Origin of the sequence: Corynebacterium sp. HMSC068H04 (genome assembly GCF_001811255.1) — a bacterium.
Classification (GTDB): domain Bacteria; phylum Actinomycetota; class Actinomycetes; order Mycobacteriales; family Mycobacteriaceae; genus Corynebacterium; species Corynebacterium hesseae.
Genome location: NZ_KV803984.1, coordinates 1 through 21093 on the forward strand (window position 1 = coordinate 1; position 21093 = coordinate 21093).

Below are 21093 nucleotides of genomic sequence, written 5' to 3' on the forward strand. Positions count from 1 at the left end.
ACCACACTCCAAACAACCGAAAGGACAAGAAGACAAGAACACACCCACGGTCGAAGAAAACGACGAAGACCGGCGGCCTCCCACGTTTCCGTGAACGGTCACCGGCTGAGGAGCACTACAAGGTGTAGTTCTGCGCGCTACTTTCGTCCTGCCTCGTAGGCGGCACCAACCTTGTACAGGCGGTCATCCTTGAACGCCGGAGCCATGATCTGCAGGCCGGTCGGCAGGTTGGTGTCAGATGCCAAGCCGGAGGGTACAGACATGCCGCACACGCCGGCAAGGTTTAGCGGCAGGGTGCAGAGGTCGAAGTTGTACATCTCCATCGGATCCTCAACCTTCTCCCCCAGCTTGAAGGCTGTGGTCGGCGTGGTCGGGGAAACAAGGACATCGACCTGTTCGAAAGCGCGCTCAAAGTCCTGTGCGATGAGGGTGCGCACACGCTGTGCTTGAAGGTAGTAGGCGTCGTAATATCCGACGGATAGCGCGTAGGTACCCAGCATGATGCGGCGCTTAACCTCAGGGCCGAAACCAGCAGCGCGGGACAGAGACATGACCTCTTCCGCGGAGTGGGTTCCGTCATCGCCCACGCGCAGGCCGTAGCGCATACCGTCGAAGCGGGCCAGGTTGGAAGAGACCTCACACGGCATGATGAGGTAGTACGCAGCCAGTGCGTCGTCGAAATGCGGGCAGTCGACCTCGATGATCTCCGCGCCCTGGTTCTTCAACTGCTCAACCGCGGCGTGGTAGGCCTCCATCACGCCCGGCTGCCAGCCGTCGCGCTCGAATTGCTTGATCAGGCCAACCTTGACGCCGGAAAGGTCGCCATTGGCGCCTTCCTTAGCGGCGGCGACTACCGGGGCAACCGGCTTATCCACGGAGGTGGCATCAAAGGAATCGTGTCCGGCAATGATCTCGTGCAGCAGTGCGGTATCGAGGACCGTGCGGGCAGTCGGACCTGCCTGGTCCAGAGAGCTTGCAGCTGCGATGAGGCCGTAACGCGACACCGTGCCGTACGTCGGCTTGACACCAACGGTGTTGGTCAGTGCAGCAGGCTGGCGGATCGAGCCACCAGTGTCAGTACCGATACCCAGCGGAGCCTGGCCCGAGGCAAGAGCCGCAGCAGTGCCGCCGCCGGAGCCGCCCGGGGTGCGCTCGGTGTCGTAGGGGTTGTGTGCAGGGCCATAAGCAGAGTTCTCATTGGAGGAGCCCATCGCGAACTCATCGAGGTTTGTCTTACCCAGAATCGGAATACCTGCCTCGCGCAGCTTGGTCACCAGAGTGGCGTCATAAGGTGACACCCAGCCCTCCAGCATTTTGGAGGCAGCGGTCGTGGGGGCGTCGGTAGTAACGAGGAGATCCTTGAGCGCCAGCGGCACGCCAGCCAAGGCAGAGGCGGGTTCTTCGCCGGCGTCGAGGGACTTATCGACGGCGTCGGCAGCCGCCAGTGCTTCCTCCGCGCCAACATGGAGGAAGGCGTTGAGCTCGCCATCGGTCTCCGCGATGCGATCCAAGAATGCCTGAGTAACTTCGCGGGAGGTGAGCTCACGGGAGTGAATCTTCTCAGCCAGCTCGGCGGCGGTCAGTGCGGTAATGCCCTCGGTGGGCGCAATGAATTGTGCCATTCTTATTCGTCTCCTCCACCCAGAATCTGCGGAACCATGAAGCGGTCATCTTCAGCTGCCGGCGCTTGGTCCAGGGCCTGCTCGGCAGTGAGGGTGCGCACAATAACGTCCTCACGCATTGGAGCATGTACGGAGTGCGGGTGCGACATTGGCTCCACACCTTCAGCCTCGACCTTGCCCACCGCGGACACCGAGTCCACGATTTCGTCGATCTGCGCGGCGAACTGCTTCAGTTCTTCCTCACTCAGGGCCAATCGCGACAGCTTTGCCAAGTGCGCGACCTCGTCACGCGAAATATCAGACACGCGAACTCCATCCTTTTATTCATTGAGACGGTTGATAGCTAAGCACCCATGGTACTGCACAGCTGTTGCCGCGCCACCACCACTCCTCCCCTAAGTGAAGCTCATACTATTGAATAGTATTCGACAGGTTGGGTAACATCGATCGAGTTAGAAAGCCAAATATCCCCTCCCTACTTATTCACCTTCCCCAGAAAGAACGATATGTCGTACCTCGTCCGTGTCCTTCTCCCTGACACCCCCGGCAGCCTTGGCCTCCTTGCCAACGCGATGGGCAGCATCGAGGCCAATATCCGCTCCGTCGACATTGTAGAGAATTTCCCAGACGGTACGGTCATGGATGACATCGTCTTGGATCTCCCCCAGTCCACCATGGCGGATGAGATCATCACGGCAGCACAGACCGTGGAAGGCGTAGAGGTCGACTCCATTCGCCCCTTCAGCGGTCGCGTCGACCGCCGCGGGCAAATCCACGTGCTGGCCAAGGTTGCCGCACAACGCAACGTGACGGCCGCAATGAGCGAAGTCTGCGCCGCCATCCCCAAGGCGCTGACGTCCAATTGGGCCATTGTCATCGCGAACGACGAGAACATCAGCCGCATCGCCGCGTCGGACGCGGCGCCTGCCGACGACGGCTCGATCCCCACCGACCTCAACATCACAACGGCTCGCGTGCTCAACCCTGAAAAGGACACGTGGATCCCGGAATCCTGGACGCTCATCGAATCCGCGCTGGCCGCCGCTCCCCTCGTGGGAACGAACTACGTCGTGGTCATGGGCCGCGTTGGCGGACCCGATTACCTCGCTTCCGAAGTTGAGCACCTGGGTGACTTGGGCGCCATCTTGGGCGCGTTTCTTACTTAGCGGGCGAGCAACGAGTTGAGTCCCGCGGCGACATCGGGGACCACGTGGTCCACCTCTTCGGCGATCTGCGTTCCCGGGAAAGTGAAGGACTCGGTGGCGATGGAGTGCATCGAGAGATCATTGAAGCTATCACCGAAGGTATAGAGTTCAGCATTTTCGTGGCCGAGATAATCAAGCAACCGCGTCAAGCCCTCACCCTTGTTATGGCCAGGTGGCATGATGTCGTAGAAATCGCAGTTAAAGGATGATTCGACATCACAGTTTTCTCGGACCCACTCGTCCACCTCGCGGCGCAACTCAGGGTTGCCAGGAATCCACAGGGACATGAGAACAGTGCTGCGCTTGGCGACGTCCACCGGATCCACCGCCTCCGCATTCGCCACCATGGAGGACTCTCGGCCTGCGAGGCCATCCCACGCTACCTGGTCGGCTCCAGACAACCCTGTGAGGTAGATATTCAACGGTAGGCCGGTGAAACGGTTGATAACGGCTTGGACGATATCACTGGGTAAGTGCTCCTCGTGGAGGATGGAGTAACCGCCGTCCGTGATGACGGTGCCGTTGTAGAGCACGTGGTAGTCCAGCTCCACGCCGAAGGGCTCGAGTGTGTTGCGTGCATTGGCGATGGACTTGCCCGTCGCGGAGATAGCGAGATTGCCAGCGGCACGCCAGGCGGCGATGGCTTTTTGTGTGGCCTCTGTTATGTCTTCGTTGACGTAAACGGTGCCATCCATGTCTAAAGCCGCAATCTTCATGAACCGTAGTGTATTAGACCTTTCACGGCCGAGTCCACCACCGCGGTGCACGCCTTCTGGATGTCGGGTTGTGCCCAGGGGAAGGTGAGGGAGACGTCGGCAAGCGCATGCATGGGCAGGTCATTGTGCCCGTCCCCGAAGGTGATGAGCTCAATGTCGGAGCGCTCAACTTCCAGGTGACGAAACAGCCAGGTCAAGGCAAAGCCCTTGTCGTGACCGGGCGGCATGATGTCGAAGAAGTTGCGGTTCATCGCGGTACCGACAGGAAAGCGTTCCGTAACCCACTGCGCGATCTGGCTCTGCAGATCTGGATTGCTCGGGGTCCAAGCGGCAACAAGCGGAAAGACCTCTTCCTCAATGCGTGACGGCGGAACCGGCACGGGCTCACTGATGATGGGGTTGTGCACGCCCACCACGTTGCGCACGAGGTGGCCGTCCGGTCCTGTCAAGCGTGTGCAATAGAGGTCGAGCTTTGGTGTGTCGTGCACCCGCTCATACACGGCACGAACCACCTCGGGCGGTACATGGTTTTCGTAGAGCAACTCATAAGAGCCATCCATGATGACGGTGCCGTTGCAGAGCAGGTAGTAGTCGAAGTCAACGCCAAAAGGCTCTAGTGCACGCCGAGCAGAATGAGGAGATTTGCCCGTGGCCACGACGGCAAGGTTGCCCGCAGCGCGCCACTGGGCGATCGCCTCCGGCACGTCTTCGGGCATGTGGCCATCAAAGTAGATAGTGCCGTCCAGGTCGAAGGCGGCTAGCTTCATGCCTCGCCCGTTTCAAGGAGACGGTTGAAGCCTTCCTCATCCAAGATGGTCAAGCCAAGGTCGCGGGCCTTCTGTTCCTTTGAACCGGCGTTTTCTCCGACGACGACATAGTTGGTCTTCTTCGACACCGACCCGGAGGCCTTGCCGCCACGGGAGATGATGGCCTCCTTAGCGGAATCGCGACTGTAGTTCTCTAGGGTTCCGGTCACCACCACGGTGATTCCCTCCAGCGTTTGCGCGGGCTTATCGCTGGATTCTTCCTCCATGGTCACCCCGGCGGCGGTCCACTTCTGCACGATGTTGTCGTGCCAGTCCACCTCGAACCATTGCTTAAAGGATTCCGCGATGATGCCACCCACGCCATCGGTATCCGCCAGCTCCTCCACCGATGCCGCGCGCAGCGCCTCCATGGAGCCGAACCGCGTGGCTAACGCACGCGCGGCAATGGGGCCAACGTGGCGGATGGACAGCGCTACGAGCACTCGCCAGAACTCAGCCTGGCGGGCGGTTTTGAGGTTCTCCAGCAGCTTCTTGCCCGAGGCGTTGAGCGCGCCCTTCTGGGTGGTGTAGACCGAGGATTTAAGGAGTGCTTCTTCATCGAGATCAAAGAGTTCTGCCTCGTCCACGAGCACTCCGGAAGAAATCAAGTCCGCCGCCGCCTTCTCCCCCAGCTCACCAATGTCGAGCGCCTTGCGGGAAGCCAGGTATTCCAGACGCGCCGCCAGCTGCGCTGGGCAGCTGCGGGTATTCGGGCAGCGCCAGTCCTGGTCGCCTTCCTTCTGCGGAGCCAGCTTCGTGCCGCATGCAGGGCAGTTCTCCGGGAAGACCCATTCGGTCTCGCTGCCATCGCGCTTGTCTAGAACGGGGCCGAGTACCTCAGGGATGATCTCTCCGGCCTTGCGGATGACAATTGTGTCCCCGATGAGGACGTTCTTGTTCTTGACCTCGAACTGGTTGTGCAGGGTGGCCATGGAAACCGTCGAGCCGGAGACAAAGACTGGTTCCATGATGGCGAAAGGCGTCACGCGCCCGGTGCGACCGACGCCAACCTCAATGTTGAGCAGCTTGGTGGTGACTTCCTCCGGTGGGTACTTATACGCGATGGCCCAACGTGGCGCACGTGAAGTCGCGCCTAAGGAGCGCTGGCTGGCCAGGTCGTCGACCTTGATGACGAGCCCGTCCATCTCGAAGTAAGCATCGTGGCGGTGTTCCTCCCAGTAGGCCACGCGCTCTTGAACCTCCTTGGCGGTGGTGACCCGCTGGGTATAAGGCGACACCGGGAATCCCCACGCTTCCAAGGCCTGGTAGGCGTCGTGTTGCGAGGCTGGTTGGAATCCTTCGCGCGCGCCAATGCCGTGGCAGACCATGTGGAGCCGGCGCTTCTTGACGTCCTCCGGGTCCTTCATACGCAGCCCGCCCGCGGCCGCGTTACGGGGATTGGCAAAGGTCGGCTTGCCATCCTCGCGGCGTGCGGAGTTAATTTCCTCAAATTCATCCGGGCGCATGTACACCTCGCCGCGGACCTCTACCAGGGAGGGAACCGGGTATTCTTCGCTGCCCGTCAGCTCACGTGGGATATCGGGAATAACGCGCGCATTAGCCGTGATATCCTCGCCGACGCGACCATCACCACGCGTGGCGGCCGTGGCAAGCTTGCCATCACGGTAGACCAAGTCGATGGACAGGCCATCAATCTTGAGCTCGGTGAGATAGGCCTTTGCCGGGGTGCGGTCCAGCCAATCCTGCAATTCCTCGGCGCTAAAGACGTTGTCCAAGCTGTACAGGCGTTCCAGGTGCTCAATGTCAACGGCGCCCTCCGGGGCAGCGCCCACCTGCTGGGTAGGCGAATCCGGAGTTTGAAGCTCCGGGTGTTCTGCTTCCAAGGCCAGCAAGCGCTGGAAGAGCGCGTCAAAGTCCGCATCCGGAATCGACGGCTCGCCGTTGTAGTACAGCTCGCGGTGCTTGCGCACTTCTTGGGCAAGCTCGGACCATTCGCGTTGGATATCTACTGCATCACTCACGAGTCACTAGTGTAGCGGGGCTGCCGGACATGCCTATGACCTGCGGATGGTCATTCTGCAAGGGTTCGTCCGTCATTCTGCAGGACTTCCACAGTGCGTGTCCGAGACGGGCGCTAGAGTGTTGTCCATGAACTTCGACGCCACCCGTATGCTCTCCTTCGACCTCGAGACCACCTCCGTAAAGCCCAAAGAAGCCCGCATCGTCACCTCTGCCCTGGTTCGTATCGACGGGCGCGAGGTAGATAAGCGGGAGATGCTCGCCGACCCCGGCGTGGAGATCCCCGAGGAAGCCGCCAAGATTCACGGCATCACTACTGAGAAGGCCTGCGCGGAGGGTCGCCCGCACGAAGAAGTCCTCAAGGAGACGGTCGATGCCATCTACCAGGCCTGGGAGGAAGGTCTTACGCTCATTGTCTACAATGCCGCCTACGATCTCTCCGTACTGCGTGCGCTGACCGGGGAGTTCACGGTCAATGGTCCGGTGTTCGATCCTTTCGTCATCGACCGGGTGAAGGACAAGTGGCGCAAGGGCAAGCGCACTTTGGAGGAGGTCTCCGCCCATTACGGCGTGGAGTTGAGTAACGCGCATGAGGCTACTGCCGACGCCCTCGCGGCCGCCCGCGTGGCCTGGAAGCAAGTGCGCCAGCACTTCCCCGAGCTAGCACAGATGGATACCAACGAGCTCATGGAATACCAGGCCGTCGAGTGGTACAAGGACCGCGCGTCCTTCAAGAAGTACCTGGAAGGACGCGGTCGGGATGCCTCGGATGTCTCCACCGCGTGGCCGATGATTTCTTAACTCCAGTACCCAATCCTCAACTAGCTCTTGCCACGTTTCTAGCATTCTGGAATTCTAGATTCCATGGACACAACAGTCGAAGCACGCCTCGCCGAGCTTGAAGCGCGCGTCGCCGCGCTCGAGAGGCGCACGAACACTGCCGACGCCAGGCCCACACCCGCCAGCAATGAAGAAGACTCGACCTACTGGCTGGTCGACGCCCTCGCACCCAACGAGCAGCTTCCCGACGGTTCCGTCATCTTTGGCGGCAACATAAACGTCGGCAAGCGCTCGTACGCCTATCAATGGCAGCGCCCCACCACGTTCGTTACCGATGAGAGCTGGGCGGAGAATCTCGAGCGCCTCTCCGCGCTGGCCCATCCCGTCCGCGGCGAAATCCTCCGCCGCCTCCTCGCCGCACCCGCCACCGCCGCCGAGCTTGTCGAAGAAAACATCGTCTCCTCCACTGGCACCGCTTACCACCACTTGAGCGCTCTAACTCATGTGGGCTGGACCACGAAGTCTGGCGGCGAATACTCCATCCGCCCGCCCCGCGTCATTCCCCTGCTCACTATTATCACCGCAAGCGAGGACCATTAATGCGCAAAATTGTCTTAGCCGTTATCACTGCTATTGCCGTTGCCGCCGTCCTGCTTGTCGCAGGCCCACAAAGGATTACGCTGGCACAAGACAAGACTGGCGACGAAGCCCTAGCCACCCAGCTGGAACAGCACTCAGAGTCCGGCTTCCACAACCTCACCGCCTTCACCCTCCAGGACGGCAAGGCCACTTTCGCAGGACTGGGCAGCGACGAGCACACGGAGGTCGAAATTGGCTCCGTCACCAAGATGTTTACCGGCGAGCTAGCCCACCAGCTCGTTGAAGAGGGGAAGCTGAGCCCCGACACGACCGTCGGCGAAGTCCTCGAGATTGGCGATGCACCCGTCGCCGACGTCACCGTAAGGGAGCTACTCGACCACACCTCTGGCCTTCCTCGGCTGGCCAGCAACGATGTTCTAGGCAGCCTCATTTCGGCCATTACCGGCGCCAACCCTTATGAGGGCGAAACCACCGAGGACATCATGGATGCAGCCACGAAGTCTAAGTTGAAGGGCCGCGGCGAAGAGTCCTATTCCAATCTTGGATACGGACTCTTGGGCCACATGGTGGAAACCGCCGCTGGACAGCCTTATGAGCAGATGCTCAAGGAGCGCATCTTCAAACCGGCCGGCATGACGGAGACCTACCTCATGACGCCGGGCTCTGTGCCTGCCGACGCTCCACGGGGACTTACCGCCACCGGCCGCCACGCTGCCCCCTGGGAGATGGAAGGCTCCGCACCTGCGGGAGCGATCCGCTCCACGGCGAGTGACATGGCCAAATTCGCTGAGTGGTTTATGAAGAACGGCGATATCGACTACGGCTGGCAGCCTCCCAGCGAGGACAATGTTGGGTACTGGCACAACGGCGGCACCTACGGTTACTCGACCATGCTCATCATCGATCCGGAAACCAAACGCGCCGCCTTCGCCAACAACGATTCCCTCGCCGGCACCGAAGACCTTGCCCAAGCTCTATTCGACGAGCTCGCATCCTAAGGAGTAAGCATGTTCCTCACCGTAGCGCTCGCCGTCATCACCGCTTCGGAGCTCTGGGCCGCATGGAAGGCCCTGCGAAAGCCCCTTTCCACGGCAAATCGCCTCGTCACCGCAACGATTGCGATCCTCGCCATACTCTTCATCGGCTACGTCATGCCCTGGCATACCTCGGTCAGTTTTGGCTGGTGGTACGCCCTTGTCGCAGCCTGCTCGCTACACATCGGCGCGGTAGCTTGGCAGGCCGTGCAGCCTTCTAGCCACGCAGACGCTGGTCAAGAAGCTCCCGTACGATAGCACTATGAGCTCCTCCCCTACCTGCACCGTTGAAATCCCAGACGTAGACAGTACAACCATCGCAACTCTTCAACACCGCGCCGCTAACGCTGGTGTTTCCCTCGAAGACTACGTGCGCAACATCCTCACTATGGCCGCGTCATCCCCATCCACTGCCAACAGAAAGTCCATCGAAGAAAAGGCGGCCAAACTCTCCCGTCGTGCACCTATCGATATGAAGGGAGACTTCGACGTCGTCGCCGCAATCCGCGCCGGACGAGACGCATAGAGGACTAGGGAGATCGTTGGTCTCTCTAGTCGACACCCTCAGAAAAGTCTCCCAAATCTCCACCTTTATAAAAGTCTCCCAAATCTCCCAATACTCTAGGATGAAGCTATGTCCCCGCACGAGAATCCCTTCCGCCCCACCTTCGGCGTTCCACCGCTATTCTGGGTCGGCCGCACGGCAGTGCTCGACACCTTCCGCGCAGCGCTTGACTCCCAACCAGGCAGCCCGGGCCGCTCGCTCATCATCAGCGGCGCCCGCGGTATCGGCAAGACGGTCCTGCTCAACGAGATAGAAGATATCGCCTCTAGTCGCGGGTGGATCACATTGCGTGCCTCGGGACGCAGCTCCATGGTTGACGAGCTCGTTGACACCACCATCCCGCGCATCATGGACAAGCTGGCCCCGGCGGACAAGCACAAGGTCAACCGCGTCGGCATTGGTGGTGTGGCAACCATTGGCATCCAGCACAACACTGAGGAAGCCTACAAACCCACGTTGAACACCCGCCTGCGCGAGCTTTTAGGCATGCTCAAAGGCACTGGCGTGCTGTTGACCATCGACGAGGTACAGGACGCATACGCGGAGGACCTAACTTCCCTGGCCGTGACCTACCAAGACTTGGTGCGCGATGAGCTCGATGTCGCTATTGTCGCCGCGGGCCTTCCGCAGGGAGTCAACCGACTGCTGGACCTGCCGGGCGTGACCTTCCTACGCCGCGCGCAAAGGTTCGTTCTGGGCCCGCTCTCCCCCGCGAACGCCGAGGTGGCCTTCACCGAGACCGCCGCACAGTCCGGGCTTGAATTCACCGATGATGCGGTAGCAGCGGCGGTGCGTCTGTCGCGCGGCTACCCCTACATGGTGCAGCTGGTGGGCTCACTGGCTTGGAGAAAGGCGCAGCGCGAGGGTGGGAGCAGTATCGAGGAGAGTGACGTCGCAGCGGTGTCAGCCGAGGCTATCTCGGTTTTGGGTGCCCAAGTCCACCAGCCTGCTACCCTTTCGCTTCCACCGGCCCAGCGCCTCTTCCTCGAGGCGATGAGCGCGGTCATGGAGGACGGTACGGCAGAAATCAAGAACATCGCCGCGCACCAGGACCGGACGGTGCGGTCCTTGTCGGCCACGCGCCAGCGGCTTATCGACGCCGACCTCATCGAACCCACCGCCCACGGCCAGCTCCAGTTCGTCATCCCGTATATGGAGTCTTTTTTCACCGCGACGGATAGCTTGGGGCGGGTTGACTAAAGGTCACCGGCATCGCGAGTGAGGATGCCGGCGGTCTCGGTAACCGAGCGCAGGGATCTGGCGGAGGCCTTGACGGGATAGACGTCGAAACGGTCGACGAGCAGGTCGCGCGGCATGCCGATGCGGTCGAGGTGCTGGGCCAACGCGATAGCCTCCGCGCGGGCATCGGAACCTTCAATGCCCAGACCGATGCGGTGGTTCGCGTTGAGGTGCTCACCCAGTCCGTCAAGGTGGCGCGGGGTCTCCAGACCACGGAAATCCGTGAGGAAAGTGGTAGCGGCCGGCGCAAGCGACCACAGTGGCGGGGCGTGCAGGTAGTCCGCCTCGAAAGACTGCAGGAGATCGAGCGCGACCTCATCCGGGACCGCCGAGATGGTGTCGAAGTCGGTAGTGCCGGGGATTCGGCCGGCGATGATATCGGCAAGCAGGGGCTCGTCGAGCTGGACGACGACCTCCCCGTGGAAGCGACTAGCGACGTCCTCGGCGTGTGCATGGAGGCCGTGGCGGAGGGCGTCGGCAAGCTCGGTGAAGGCCCCGCGGTCGGTGAGCACGCGGTGACCATCGGAAAGCTCAATGCTCGCCGCAAGCGACCAGGGGCCGAGTGCTTGCACCTTGACGCGAGGCACGGTCTCGCCCCAGACTTCCTGGACCTCGTCGAGGTCGCGTTCCAAGCGGTCCCACGTGCGGCGGGTCAGCAGCTGCGGGCGCGCAGTCATGCGCCACGAGCGCGGGCCGCGGTCGATGGAGATGGCCTCCAGCATGCTGGCCGTGCGGCCCACCGCGTCGGAACCGAGGCCACGCTCGGGCAGCTGCGGGATGGCAGGAAGTTCGGTCTCCCCCATGATGATGTCCGCGGCCTCCGCCATGGAGGTGCCGGGCATGGGGCCAAGGGCAAATCCCGTCATCTACTCGGTCCCGCAGATTGTGCCGGAGCCCAGGACAATATCGCCCAGCTCGTCCGGACTCGGCAGGTAAAGCACGGCAGCCTGGCCACGAGCCACACCGGAAAGAGGCTCCTTCAGGTCCAGCGTCATGCGGTCGGCTTCGCGGTCCACGTGAGCGTGGCAGGGAACGACGGAACCGTGGGCGCGCACCTGCACCTCGCAGTCGAAGTCACCTTCCATCGCGGGGTGCAGGTACTTCAGGCGGTCGGCCTCGATACGGGTCACGGCCAGGTCTGCGCGCGACCCGACGGTGACGGTGCCGGTGGCCGCGTCGATGTCGGTGACGTAGCGCGGGGAGCCGTCGGCAGTCGGCGTCTTGATGTCCAAGCCCTTGCGCTGGCCGATGGTATAGTTCCACGCGCCATCGTGTTCCTTGAGCTCATTGCCCTCGGTGTCCACGATCATGCCTGGACGCAGGCCGATGGAACGACCCAGGAAGGCCTGGGTATTGCCGTCCGGGATGAAGCAGATGTCATAAGAATCCGGCTTCGCCGCCGTGGAGAAACCATGGCGCTTGGCCTCCTCGCGGATTTGCGGCTTCGGGGTATCACCAATCGGGAAAAAGCAGTGGTCCAGCTCTTCCTTGGTAATAACGCCCAGCACATAGGACTGGTCCTTATTCTCATCCAGGGAGCGGCGCATGTAGCCGTCGTCATCGATAGTGGCGTAGTGGCCCGTGGCCACCGCATCAAAGCCGAGTGCCATGCCCTTGCGCAGGAGAGCTGCGAACTTGATCTTCTCGTTGCACCGCAAGCAGGGGTTCGGGGTCTCGCCGCGGGCGTAGGAGTCAACGAAGTCACCAATAACGGCTTCCTTGAACTCCTCGGAGAAGTCCCACACGTAGAAAGGAATGCCGAGCTTGTCACAAATACGGCGGGCATCGGCGGAATCCTCCAAGGAGCAGCAGCCGCGCGCCTTCTCACGAGTCTGCTGCGCATCCTTGTGCAGGGCCAGGTGCACACCAATGACCTCGTGGCCCGCCTCCACCGCGCGTGCGGCTGCGACCGAGGAATCGACGCCGCCGGACATGGCTACCAATACTCGCATGCTTTCCCCTTCTTCCTTCTTTCGTCCACTTAGGCTAGTCGCGGTGTACCCCATACCCCAACACACTGAACTCACGCTCTATTCCCTAAGCTAAAAGGCATTATGGGAAGAAAGCGCAACAAGACCGATTCAATCGCGGGCACCTACGAGATTTCCACGGGGGAGCTTGTCGTCGAAGCCGACCCGTTCCGCGATGGCGCCTTCATCTTCAACATCAACGGCGTACCCTCCTCACACCTCATCCCCGAAGAGCCACGCACCCTCGAATTCGAGTACATGCGTTGGATTGCTGCAGCGGTAGAAAACCTAGCGCCTGGCAAGCGCCTGCTCCACCTGGGCGGCGGTGGCTGTTCTCTCCCCCGCTACTTCGCAGACCTGTGGCCGGATTCCCACAACACGGTGGTGGAGCTCGACGCGAAACTGGCCGAGCTCATCCGTGAGCTAGTCGATATCCCTGCCGCTCCCCGCGTGAAAATCCGCGCCGGTGAGGCACGCGCGGTGACGGAAGGCTTCCCTCCGAATCGCTTCGACGTCATCATCCGCGACGTCTTCGCCGGCGCCGTCACGCCGGAGCCTCTCACCACCCAAGAGTTCTTCCAGCACGCCCACGCCACGCTCACTCCGGGCGGGCTTTACGTTGCCAACTGCGGTGACCACTCCGACCTGCAAGGGGCGAAGGCAGAACTCGCCGGAATGGCAGAAGTCTTTGCACACGTCGCCGTTATTGCCGACCCTCCCATGCTCAAAGGCCGGCGCTACGGCAACATCATCCTCATCGGCTCAGACACCGAGCTGCCTGGCGACGGCTCCCCGCAAGCCGCCGCGCTTGCTAAACCACTGCTGTCCGGTGCGGTGCCCGCGCACTTCCGCGACGAGTCCTGGACCCGCCGCTTCTTTAAGGGGGCTAATCCGCGCCACGACGCCCCATCACCGCGTAGCGATTAACGCAGACTATTGAGCAGATCCGCCACTTGCTTGGAGTCGAGATTCGGCACCGCAACGCCTGCGGCGTGACCCGCACTGCGCGCGGCGCGGTCGGCGTTCTCCACGTCCTGCTGGCTGACATTATCGGCATCAACATCCTGCAGGTGCTGCGCATTGTCCAAGAAGATGGCCAAGTCACCAACGCTAGCGTCATTGTTGGACATGTCTTTGAGGTCATCGGCGCTAATAACGCCGTCGTTAAGCAGCTTTTCCGCTTGCTTGATAAGACCGGTCGCATCGACATCGAGCCCCGCGTTCTTGGCGGCATCGGCGACGGCCGGCACGGCCACAGCACCCGCTGCCAGAGCCAGGATTCCAGCGATCAGCACGCCGGCGTCGTCGCCTAGGTCAATACCCGGGATGACCATGTCATCCAAGATGCCGCCGAAGTCGATGTAATTGCCACCGGAGAAGGACTGCAGCTGTGCCTCAGTACCGTTAAAGAGGTTCATGTCAACATCGGTTTCGATACCGGCAACGCGGCCGCTGCCGGAGCGCTGCCAGAAGGCCAACTTGTCCCAGCCTCCGACTGGGTCCGGCGCGGTGTCCTGGTAGGCGGCCAGCCACAGCGGGTACTCGGAGAAGCGTGTGGAATTGCCCATCTGGCCCATCCAGAAGTACTTGTAGGTGTACAGCATCGGCGTGCGGCCGGTTAGGGTTTTCACCTCAGTCATGAAGGTGTCGATCCACTCCTCCAGCTGAGCTGCGCTCAGGCCCTCATCGACCTCAATGTCCAGCACCGGCGGCAAGGTTTGCGTCGGCACCAGCGCAATCTGGGAGGCGAAGCTCGCTGCCTGCTGCTTGGCATCACCAGCCGGGCGCGCGTAGTGGTAAGCGCCGACCTTCAGACCAGCCGCTGCGGCGGCATTGGCATCGCGTACGAAGTGGTTGTTAACAAACCCAACGCCTTCAGTGGCCTTCACAAAGGCATAGGACTGGCCATCAGACTTCACAGCGTCCCAATCGATTCCGCGAAGGGACGCGTGGTTATTGCCGGAGACGTCCACACCGGAAGGCGCGTAGGACGGGATGGCAACGGCGGTGGATACGGACAGTGCCACGGCCGCTACTGCGGTAACGGCGGCGGTAACAAGGCGACGTGCATGGCTCATGCGCGCCACACTACCGCTTTAACAACATGAGTAACAGATGCAACACGCAAAACTTTAAACTCGTTTGCCACAGTTTTAACACCGCCACCAACGCCGTCCCGATAAACCGGTGCAGCGAAGGAACGGGCAATGCTTGGCGACGCCCCTACGAAAGGTCCGGTCATCAGGACTAAGAGCTTCAACAAAGTTGTCAGCAATCGGAAGACTGGAGCCGCTCCAGTTATGTGTGTCGCTTTTTGACCGGATAAACCTTGTGCTCCGGGTCGTACCAAAGCACACGAAACAGGCTTCCTGAGCGGAACCCCCACAACCGGCAGGCACCACTCAATCTAAAACGGAAGACTCGTTCTTCATTTTGGTCCAGCTGTCGTAGTCGATTCTGCGCAGCTTTACTCAATTCGTTTATTGCGTGATCATGGTTGCGTCGGTGCCCCTTGGATCCTTCGTTTTCACACTCCGCCCAAGTCTTCTTAGTTAGATCATCAAGGAACTTTAGTAGTTCCACTGTCTCGTTGGCACTCAAATCCCACCGGCGCCCGTCACCAGCACCGGGAACTTCGTCTATCTCCCTAGCCGTCCAACGAACTAATTCGTTCTTATATGAGGCATCTAGTGTTGCGCTCACCGGAACCTTTTTATCATCAGCCGTGGCAACCAGAGGCGGCACGTATTTTCCACCAGCGTTATTCCTTTGGCGCGCAAGCTTCTTTTTCTTACGCTTTCCGCTTCCCATCGTTATGCGCTAGCCGCAGATTGCATGGCACTGTAAAAGTCTTGCATGACCTCTAGGCTGACTTCGTTCGTGGAGGGAGCGCCATCTGCAACGCCCACGCGCGCCTCGCGCCACGGACGTTCATTATGAGACAAATCGCTCAGCTGCTGACCGTTCAAGTGACCATAAGCAGCTAAGACTGCATCAATGGTGTCTTTCTCATCTGCATTTAACTGAGTAGAGTCACCGGGAAACATGTCAGTGCTCGCGGTGAATTCTCCGCGGTGGCACTTATAAAGGTCACGGCAAACAGGACCGTTAGCCCATGCCTCTATGCGGGAATTGAACAAGGGCTTTTCATCCCACACGAGACTCCATGCTTGGGCGTAGTAAACGAGCTTCTGGAGCTTCATAGTGCTTACACCAGAATCAACGTTTTCCAGAATGTAACGAGCTACATCGTTGACGCGCGCCATATCCAGCTCCTTTCGCCCTTGTCCTGGTGCATGTTTCTACCCTTCACTTTCTATTATCCACCAGACTGTGCGTGCACCAACAGATACACGAGAAGTCTCGTGTGCGTCCCCCCATCAGTGTGGCATAGGCAAAGAGCCTACTCGCTTTACAAACACCACTTGACTCCTTATTACCATACATCTGGCGGACAAATTTGGCTCCCGACTACTTGGAATTCAATCCATCCACAATCCGTACCGTCTCCATGGCCACGCGCACGACTTTCCCGATCAGGTCCACGATGTAGCGCGGATTGCCTACCTCGTCGGCCCAATCGTTCGGGTCATTGACGATGCCCGAAGCCTTGTCTTTCTTGACCTGGTATCGGTCAATCAGCCACGCGACTGCCGAGCGCGAGCCCAGCATGTACTCATCCGCTTCTTCCGGGATACCGGCGATGGTCACGCGCTTGTTGTAGATCAGCTTCGTCACGTCATTGCCGTTCTTTCCCGTCTCCGGATCCTTGCGCTTGGCCCACTTCATCTTGAGCACGCGCCACGTCTCACGGTCGGTCTCATCGCCCTTGACTTGAATGTCCAGTGTCCACGGCTCCACGGTCTCATAGTCGACGTGAAGGTCCATCAGCTCTTGGCCAGCAGCCGCGAACGTGTCGAACTCCGCACGCAAGCTCGGCGTCTCAATATGCGGGAGCATCTTCTTCAAGTCAGCCGCGTACTTCGTGCGATAGACAGGGTCATGCAGCTTGCCGTAGACAAAGTGGAAGATGTCATCGCCCGTGATGTCCGCACCCAACGCATCACGGTAGAGAGCCTTTATCTCATCAGTGATGTTGTCCACGCGCACGTAGCCGTCGACGACTTCACCAATCGAACCGTAGATGCTGGCTTCTCCCTGCTTGACCGCGGTCCCCTCACCGAACAGCCCACCGTCGTCGGCTTCGACGGCGGCCCAGGTGAAGCGGGGGAAGAATTGGCCGCCCGACCCTGCACCAGTCACATGTAGATCAGGCAGCAAGTTCGTTGCGATCACAGAGAAAGGAACAGCTGAACCATTTCCAACTTGATAGAACCCGATGTTTCGGTGCACTGGGGTCGGGAACATCGACGGGAGCTGGTACGTCATGTCGTTCAGCGACTGCTCAAAATACCCTCGCTGTTTCATAAACGGGCGGTAGAGCGAACCGTAAATACGATCAGGCTGAACGAGAATCTCAGCGCCTTTTGCAGCTAAATTTTTTAGCGTGCGATTCCAAGACACCTTTGTTATATCTGCGTATTGTGGATGCACTCGCAGGAAAGCCGTTACATCCTGTTCCTTGGGTTTAGTGATCCCTTGGTCAACTAACCATTTTTGAAGCGAAGTTGTTGCTTCAGTGTATGTACCAGTCAAGATCCCCAGCTTAGAGAGCAATTGGCCGTCGGTCTGCGCATAGGCCCAAGCGTCACGAGCAGTTGACAGGCCGCGAGAATATACTTCGAAAACCTTTACCGCGGCACCATTCTTTTCGCCAACAACTGGCCATTTCTCGAACTCTTCCGACCGCTGATTAAGCCAGTCGCCTTCCCTGTTCGGCGAAATTTGTTGCCATTCCATGCGTTCCACGGTTGAGTTTTCAACGATCTCAAGTTTCTCATCACGGGTAGCACAATCGGGGGTCTGTACATAGTGCAAATCAAAGCGCGTCTTGTTCGGGTCCTTTACTCCGATAAAGATTGCGATCGTCGTCTGTGAACCGGCCCCAAAGATCTGACCTCCCTCTGCTCGCCAATTGGAGTTACGCATATTGCCACGAAGGTTGAACACATAGAGGTCGGTGAAGTCTTCCGCCATCGACAGGCGCACTCCGTCGCCGGTGTTGCCGTCGATCCATCCGCCGTTAGAGACGAACGCAACGACGCCCTGGTCGCCAATGCGGTCAGTGGCCCAGCGGAAAGCTCTTAGGTAGGAGTCGTACAGCGAGTTCTTATTGGTCGCGGTGGACTTTGCGGCGTACGTTTCCGCAATGCGCTTATCTAGGCTCGGGTACTTCAGGTTTGCATTGAGGTCGTTCGCGGACTTCTGCCCTGCCGAATACGGCGGGTTACCAATCACAACGTTGATGGGCGCTTGCTTCTGGCGCTCGATGGTCTCATTGTTCTCGCGGAAGATATTGAGGTCTGGGATGTCACCTTCCTCGTGGATCTGGAATGTATCGGCCAGGGCTATGTTGGTGAAGGGCACGTACTCGGGTGCGGGTTCGCCATTGCGCAGGGCTGCCTCTTCGCGCAGGGCGTTGTAGGTGGTCTCAATATTCACCGCTGAAACGTAGTAGGCCAGCAGCATGATCTCGGTGGCGAAGAGCTCGTTGGCGTACTTGCGGGCGAGGTCCTCCGGCTTAATGAGGCCGGACTGCAGCAGGCGGACCGTTAAGGTCGAGGTGCCAGCGAAGGGGTCGAGGATGCACACGCCCTCATCGGTCAATCCCTTGCCAAAGTGCTTCTTGGACACGTCATCGGCGGCACGCAGGATGAAGTCGACGATTTCGACTGGGGTGTAGACAATGCCGAGGGCCTCAGATTGCTTCTTGAAGGCCTTGCGGAAGAAACGCTCGTAAAGCTCCTTGATGACCTGCTGCTTGCCGGAAGCGGAATTCACCTCAGAAGCACGGACGCGGACGGACTCGTAGAACTTCTCCAGGGACTCGGTCTCAGTATCGAGGTTTGCCTTGGACAAGGCCTTGACCATCTTCTCCATGACCTGAGCCACGGGGTTGTGGGTGATGAAGTCATGATTCTCAAAGAGTGCGTTGAAGACCGGTGCCGTAATCAGGTGCTGCGAGAGCATCGAGATGGCATCTTCTTCGCTGATGCCGTCGTTGAGGTTATTGCGCAGGCCTTCAACGAAGCTGTCGAATTCGGTGCGGAGGGAGCCATCGGCGCCGTCGAGAAGCGCCTTGATGCGGGTGATTTGGTTTTCTGCGATGGTGGCAACATCATCAGCCCAGTCTTCCCAGTAGGTGCGGGTGCCGACCTTGTCCACCAGCTTGGTGTAGATCGCTTCTTGCCACTGTTCCAGCGGAAACAGTGCCATCTGTTTAGCGAGATCCCTGCGTCGCTCTGCTTCGTCAATATCGCCGCCACCGGTATTCGCGTCGCTGCTATTGAGCTTCTCCCGAGGGTCTTCTTCCTTCTTGACATCGTTTGGATCGTCAGGAATCGGATTCACCGGAATTGGGATGATCGGGAGCTCGTTGGGGTCGCCATTCAGAGCAATCGAATTAATCTTCGCGTTAAAGCGGTCATCGTGGGCGCGCAGAGCGTTGAGGATCTGCCAGACCACTTTGAAGCGCTGGTTGTCGTTGAGAGCTTCTGCTGGAGAGACATTGCTGGCCACGGCCACGGGCAGAATGATGTAGCCGTAGTCCTTGCCCTCCGACTTGCGCATGACGCGGCCAACGGACTGGACCACGTCCACCATGGAGTTGCGGGGGTTGAAGAAGATAACGGCGTCCAGCGCCGGGACGTCTACACCCTCAGAAAGACAGCGCGCATTGGTGAGCATGCGCGACTGTTGCCCCCCCCCCTGAAGGAGCCTCCAGCCACGAAAGCTTGGTGCCGCGCTCCATGGCATTCATGCCGCCGTCGACGTGCTGGGCGGCGACGTGGAGATCGACGTTGGTGAGGGAGACGTCGTTAAGCACTGCCTTTTCTTTGAGCAGTTCTTGGTGGGTGCCGATGAGTGAGGGGTAGGTCTCCGCAATGAGCTGGGAGGTCTTGATGTCCTTGGCAAAGGCCACGGCGCGCTGCATGGGCTGGGCGTCTTCCTCAAAGCCGCCCTTCTTGCCCTGCAATTCACCGGAGCGCTTGGCCAAGCCGTTCCAGGCACCAATCATGGCGGAGGCGAGTGAAAGGTTGACCTGGTTGTTCTCACTGTGGGCCATGGCTTGGGCGGCCACGGATTCATCCACGGTCATGACAAGCACCTTGTAGTCAGTAAGCAGCCCCTTGTCCACGGCTTCGCCAAAGCCGAGGCGGAAGAACTCTGGTCCGTAGATGGCTTCATCATCCATAGAGGCCAGCTCCGCGGAGTGCTCTTCGGCCTTGCCCTTGACGGCTTCGTCATAAAGGCGCGGGGTGGCTGTCATGTAGAGGCGCTTGGCTGCCTTGATGTAGTCGGCATCGTGGACGCGGACAAAGTTGCTGGCGTCCTCACCGGCCAAGGTGATGCCGGTGGTGCGGTGGGCTTCATCGCAGATGACGAGGTCGAAATCATCGAGGCCTACCTGCTGGGCATCTTGTACTGCCTGGATGGACTGGTAGGTGGAGAAGACGATATTGAGGCCCTTGGCGCGCTTGCCGGATTCAAAGCGCGTGGTGATGTCCTTGCCTTCGGTGGAAACTGGGACCTCAAGGTCATAGACGGCGATGTCCTCGGCCTTCTTGGAGACCTTGCTGTCGGAGCACACCGCGAAGGCGCGCATGTCGAGGCGGCCCTGGGCGGTCCACTCCTTCAAGGTTTGGGAGAGCAAGGAGATGGACGGCACGAGGAAGAGAATCCGGGCCTTGCCGCCGTTGTCCTCAGCGACGCGTTCCGCCAGGCGCAGGGCGGTGAAGGTTTTTCCGGTGCCGCAGGCCATGATGAGCTTGCCGCGGTCATGGGTCTTGAATCCTTCGATGGCTTTGTCGATGGCCGCCTGCTGGTGTGGGCGGGGTTCAAAGGTCTCGCGCTGGGAGAGGTTGATCTGGATGGTTTTATCGCGCACTTCCGAGCCAGGGAAGGCCACGTCCCAGTTGATGGGTGATTCCGCGATGGCGGAGATGCCAATGCGGCTGGTTGGAATGATCTGGTTGGACAGGGCGTCCTCCGCATGGGAGGACCAGTGGTCCGTGGTGGAAATAATCAGGCGGCTGCCGAAGTGCTGGCGGCCTTCTTCCGTTTGGAAGGAATGACCAGAGGCTTCGAAGAAGGAATCCAGGTGGGACTTCTGAATGCGCGCCTTAGAGTCATAGAACTTGCACTGGATGGCGGTCCACGTGCCGTCATCCACGCGGCGGGCCACCAAGTCGATGCCGGTGTCAGCCTTGCCGCCGTTGTAGCGCCAATCCGTCCAGCGGCAGACCTCATCGAACTGGTTCTTTAAGGTCGGGTCGGTCTTGAAATAGTTGACCATCAGCTTCTCAAAGGCAATGCCGTACTTTGCCTTCGGTTGGTTTTCACGCAGCTGGTCTAGGACCTCAGAGAACTTCGACATGAGAACATTGTGCCCGAAGGTGTGCACGAGGTTCTGTCAACACACTGGTCTTAGCGTGGATCTGCTTTGCTGGGTTCCG

At 59.8% G+C, this 21093-nt stretch carries 17 protein-coding genes and 1 pseudogene; 8 read left to right on the forward strand and 10 right to left on the reverse strand.

All coding sequences use genetic code 11. The annotated features are described in order from the left end of the window. Positions 1–137 precede the first annotated feature (137 nt). Together gatA and gatC are read right to left on the reverse strand one after the other, a co-directional pair. Positions 138–1622 carry an Asp-tRNA(Asn)/Glu-tRNA(Gln) amidotransferase subunit GatA gene (gatA, locus tag HMPREF2792_RS04225; RefSeq protein ID WP_070531123.1) on the reverse strand — a complete coding sequence of 495 codons (1485 nt, stop codon included), beginning with the start codon at positions 1620–1622 and terminating at the stop codon, positions 138–140. 2 nt (positions 1623–1624) lie between these two features. Then, the gene (gene gatC, locus HMPREF2792_RS04230) at positions 1625–1927 is read right to left on the reverse strand and encodes an Asp-tRNA(Asn)/Glu-tRNA(Gln) amidotransferase subunit GatC (RefSeq protein ID WP_070525257.1); all 303 of its coding nucleotides are present in this window, start codon (positions 1925–1927) and stop codon (positions 1625–1627) included. 201 nt (positions 1928–2128) lie between these two features. Between gatC and HMPREF2792_RS04235 the strand changes: the two genes are divergently transcribed. Further along, positions 2129–2788: an ACT domain-containing protein gene (locus HMPREF2792_RS04235; protein WP_070525255.1), complete on the forward strand. Its 660-nt coding sequence runs from the start codon at positions 2129–2131 to the stop codon at positions 2786–2788. On the opposite strand, the gene HMPREF2792_RS04240 is transcribed toward HMPREF2792_RS04235, so the two are convergent. From HMPREF2792_RS04240 to ligA, 3 genes are read right to left on the reverse strand one after another with little or no spacing between them, the layout of a single operon-like run. Then, positions 2785–3543, reverse strand: a complete 759-nt coding sequence (locus HMPREF2792_RS04240) for an HAD-IIB family hydrolase (RefSeq protein WP_070531124.1) — start codon at positions 3541–3543, stop codon at positions 2785–2787. The two genes, HMPREF2792_RS04235 and HMPREF2792_RS04240, sit on opposite strands and share 4 nt — an antisense overlap. Beyond that, complete coding sequence (locus HMPREF2792_RS04245; protein WP_070531125.1) at positions 3540–4310, reverse strand: HAD family hydrolase; 771 nt, start codon at positions 4308–4310, stop codon at positions 3540–3542. The genes HMPREF2792_RS04240 and HMPREF2792_RS04245 overlap by 4 nt, the downstream gene beginning before the upstream one ends. Next, a complete protein-coding gene (gene ligA, locus HMPREF2792_RS04250; RefSeq protein WP_070531126.1) occupies positions 4307–6331 on the reverse strand; it encodes an NAD-dependent DNA ligase LigA in 2025 nt (674 codons plus the stop codon). The genes HMPREF2792_RS04245 and ligA overlap by 4 nt, the downstream gene beginning before the upstream one ends. Before the next feature lie 127 nt (positions 6332–6458). On the opposite strand from ligA, the gene HMPREF2792_RS04255 reads away from it, so the two are divergent. The 6 genes from HMPREF2792_RS04255 to HMPREF2792_RS04280 all read left to right on the forward strand — a co-directional run bounded on the left by HMPREF2792_RS04255 (position 6459) and on the right by HMPREF2792_RS04280 (position 10508). Continuing rightward, positions 6459–7130: a 3'-5' exonuclease gene (locus HMPREF2792_RS04255; protein WP_070531261.1), complete on the forward strand. Its 672-nt coding sequence runs from the start codon at positions 6459–6461 to the stop codon at positions 7128–7130. A 63-nt stretch (positions 7131–7193) separates the two neighbouring features. Next, entirely contained in the window at positions 7194–7709 is a 516-nt protein-coding gene (locus tag HMPREF2792_RS04260; RefSeq protein ID WP_070531128.1) for an ArsR/SmtB family transcription factor, read from the forward strand. After that, positions 7709–8707 carry a serine hydrolase domain-containing protein gene (locus HMPREF2792_RS04265; protein WP_070531129.1) on the forward strand — a complete coding sequence of 333 codons (999 nt, stop codon included), beginning with the start codon at positions 7709–7711 and terminating at the stop codon, positions 8705–8707. The genes HMPREF2792_RS04260 and HMPREF2792_RS04265 overlap by 1 nt, the downstream gene beginning before the upstream one ends. 9 nt (positions 8708–8716) lie before the next feature. Next, positions 8717–9001: a hypothetical protein gene (locus HMPREF2792_RS04270; RefSeq protein ID WP_070531130.1), complete on the forward strand. Its 285-nt coding sequence runs from the start codon at positions 8717–8719 to the stop codon at positions 8999–9001. 4 nt (positions 9002–9005) lie between these two features. Continuing rightward, on the forward strand, positions 9006–9269 hold the full coding sequence (locus tag HMPREF2792_RS04275) for a FitA-like ribbon-helix-helix domain-containing protein (protein WP_070531131.1): 264 nt from the start codon (positions 9006–9008) through the stop codon (positions 9267–9269). 108 nt (positions 9270–9377) lie between these two features. Continuing rightward, positions 9378–10508: an ATP-binding protein gene (locus tag HMPREF2792_RS04280; RefSeq protein WP_070531133.1), complete on the forward strand. Its 1131-nt coding sequence runs from the start codon at positions 9378–9380 to the stop codon at positions 10506–10508. On the opposite strand, the gene HMPREF2792_RS04285 is transcribed toward HMPREF2792_RS04280, so the two are convergent. After that, entirely contained in the window at positions 10505–11413 is a 909-nt protein-coding gene (locus HMPREF2792_RS04285; RefSeq protein ID WP_070531135.1) for a uroporphyrinogen decarboxylase/cobalamine-independent methonine synthase family protein, read from the reverse strand. The genes HMPREF2792_RS04280 and HMPREF2792_RS04285 overlap by 4 nt on opposite strands. Beyond that, positions 11414–12499 (reverse strand): tRNA 2-thiouridine(34) synthase MnmA, encoded by a 1086-nt coding sequence (gene mnmA / locus HMPREF2792_RS04290; RefSeq protein WP_070531137.1) that lies wholly within the window; start codon positions 12497–12499, stop codon positions 11414–11416. Between the two features lie 102 nt (positions 12500–12601). On the opposite strand from mnmA, the gene HMPREF2792_RS04295 reads away from it, so the two are divergent. Further along, a complete protein-coding gene (locus HMPREF2792_RS04295; protein WP_070531139.1) occupies positions 12602–13444 on the forward strand; it encodes a spermidine synthase in 843 nt (280 codons plus the stop codon). On the opposite strand, the gene HMPREF2792_RS04300 is transcribed toward HMPREF2792_RS04295, so the two are convergent. The 3 genes and pseudogenes from HMPREF2792_RS04300 to HMPREF2792_RS04310 all read right to left on the reverse strand — a co-directional run bounded on the left by HMPREF2792_RS04300 (position 13441) and on the right by HMPREF2792_RS04310 (position 21014). After that, positions 13441–14595, reverse strand: a complete 1155-nt coding sequence (locus HMPREF2792_RS04300; protein WP_070531264.1) for a glycoside hydrolase family 25 protein — start codon at positions 14593–14595, stop codon at positions 13441–13443. The two genes, HMPREF2792_RS04295 and HMPREF2792_RS04300, sit on opposite strands and share 4 nt — an antisense overlap. Before the next feature lie 735 nt (positions 14596–15330). Next, a complete protein-coding gene (locus HMPREF2792_RS04305) occupies positions 15331–15783 on the reverse strand; it encodes a Panacea domain-containing protein (RefSeq protein WP_070531141.1) in 453 nt (150 codons plus the stop codon). Positions 15784–15988: 205 nt separating this feature from the next. Further along, positions 15989–21014 (reverse strand): annotated as a pseudogene (locus HMPREF2792_RS04310) (DEAD/DEAH box helicase). Positions 21015–21093: the final 79 nt, after the last annotated feature.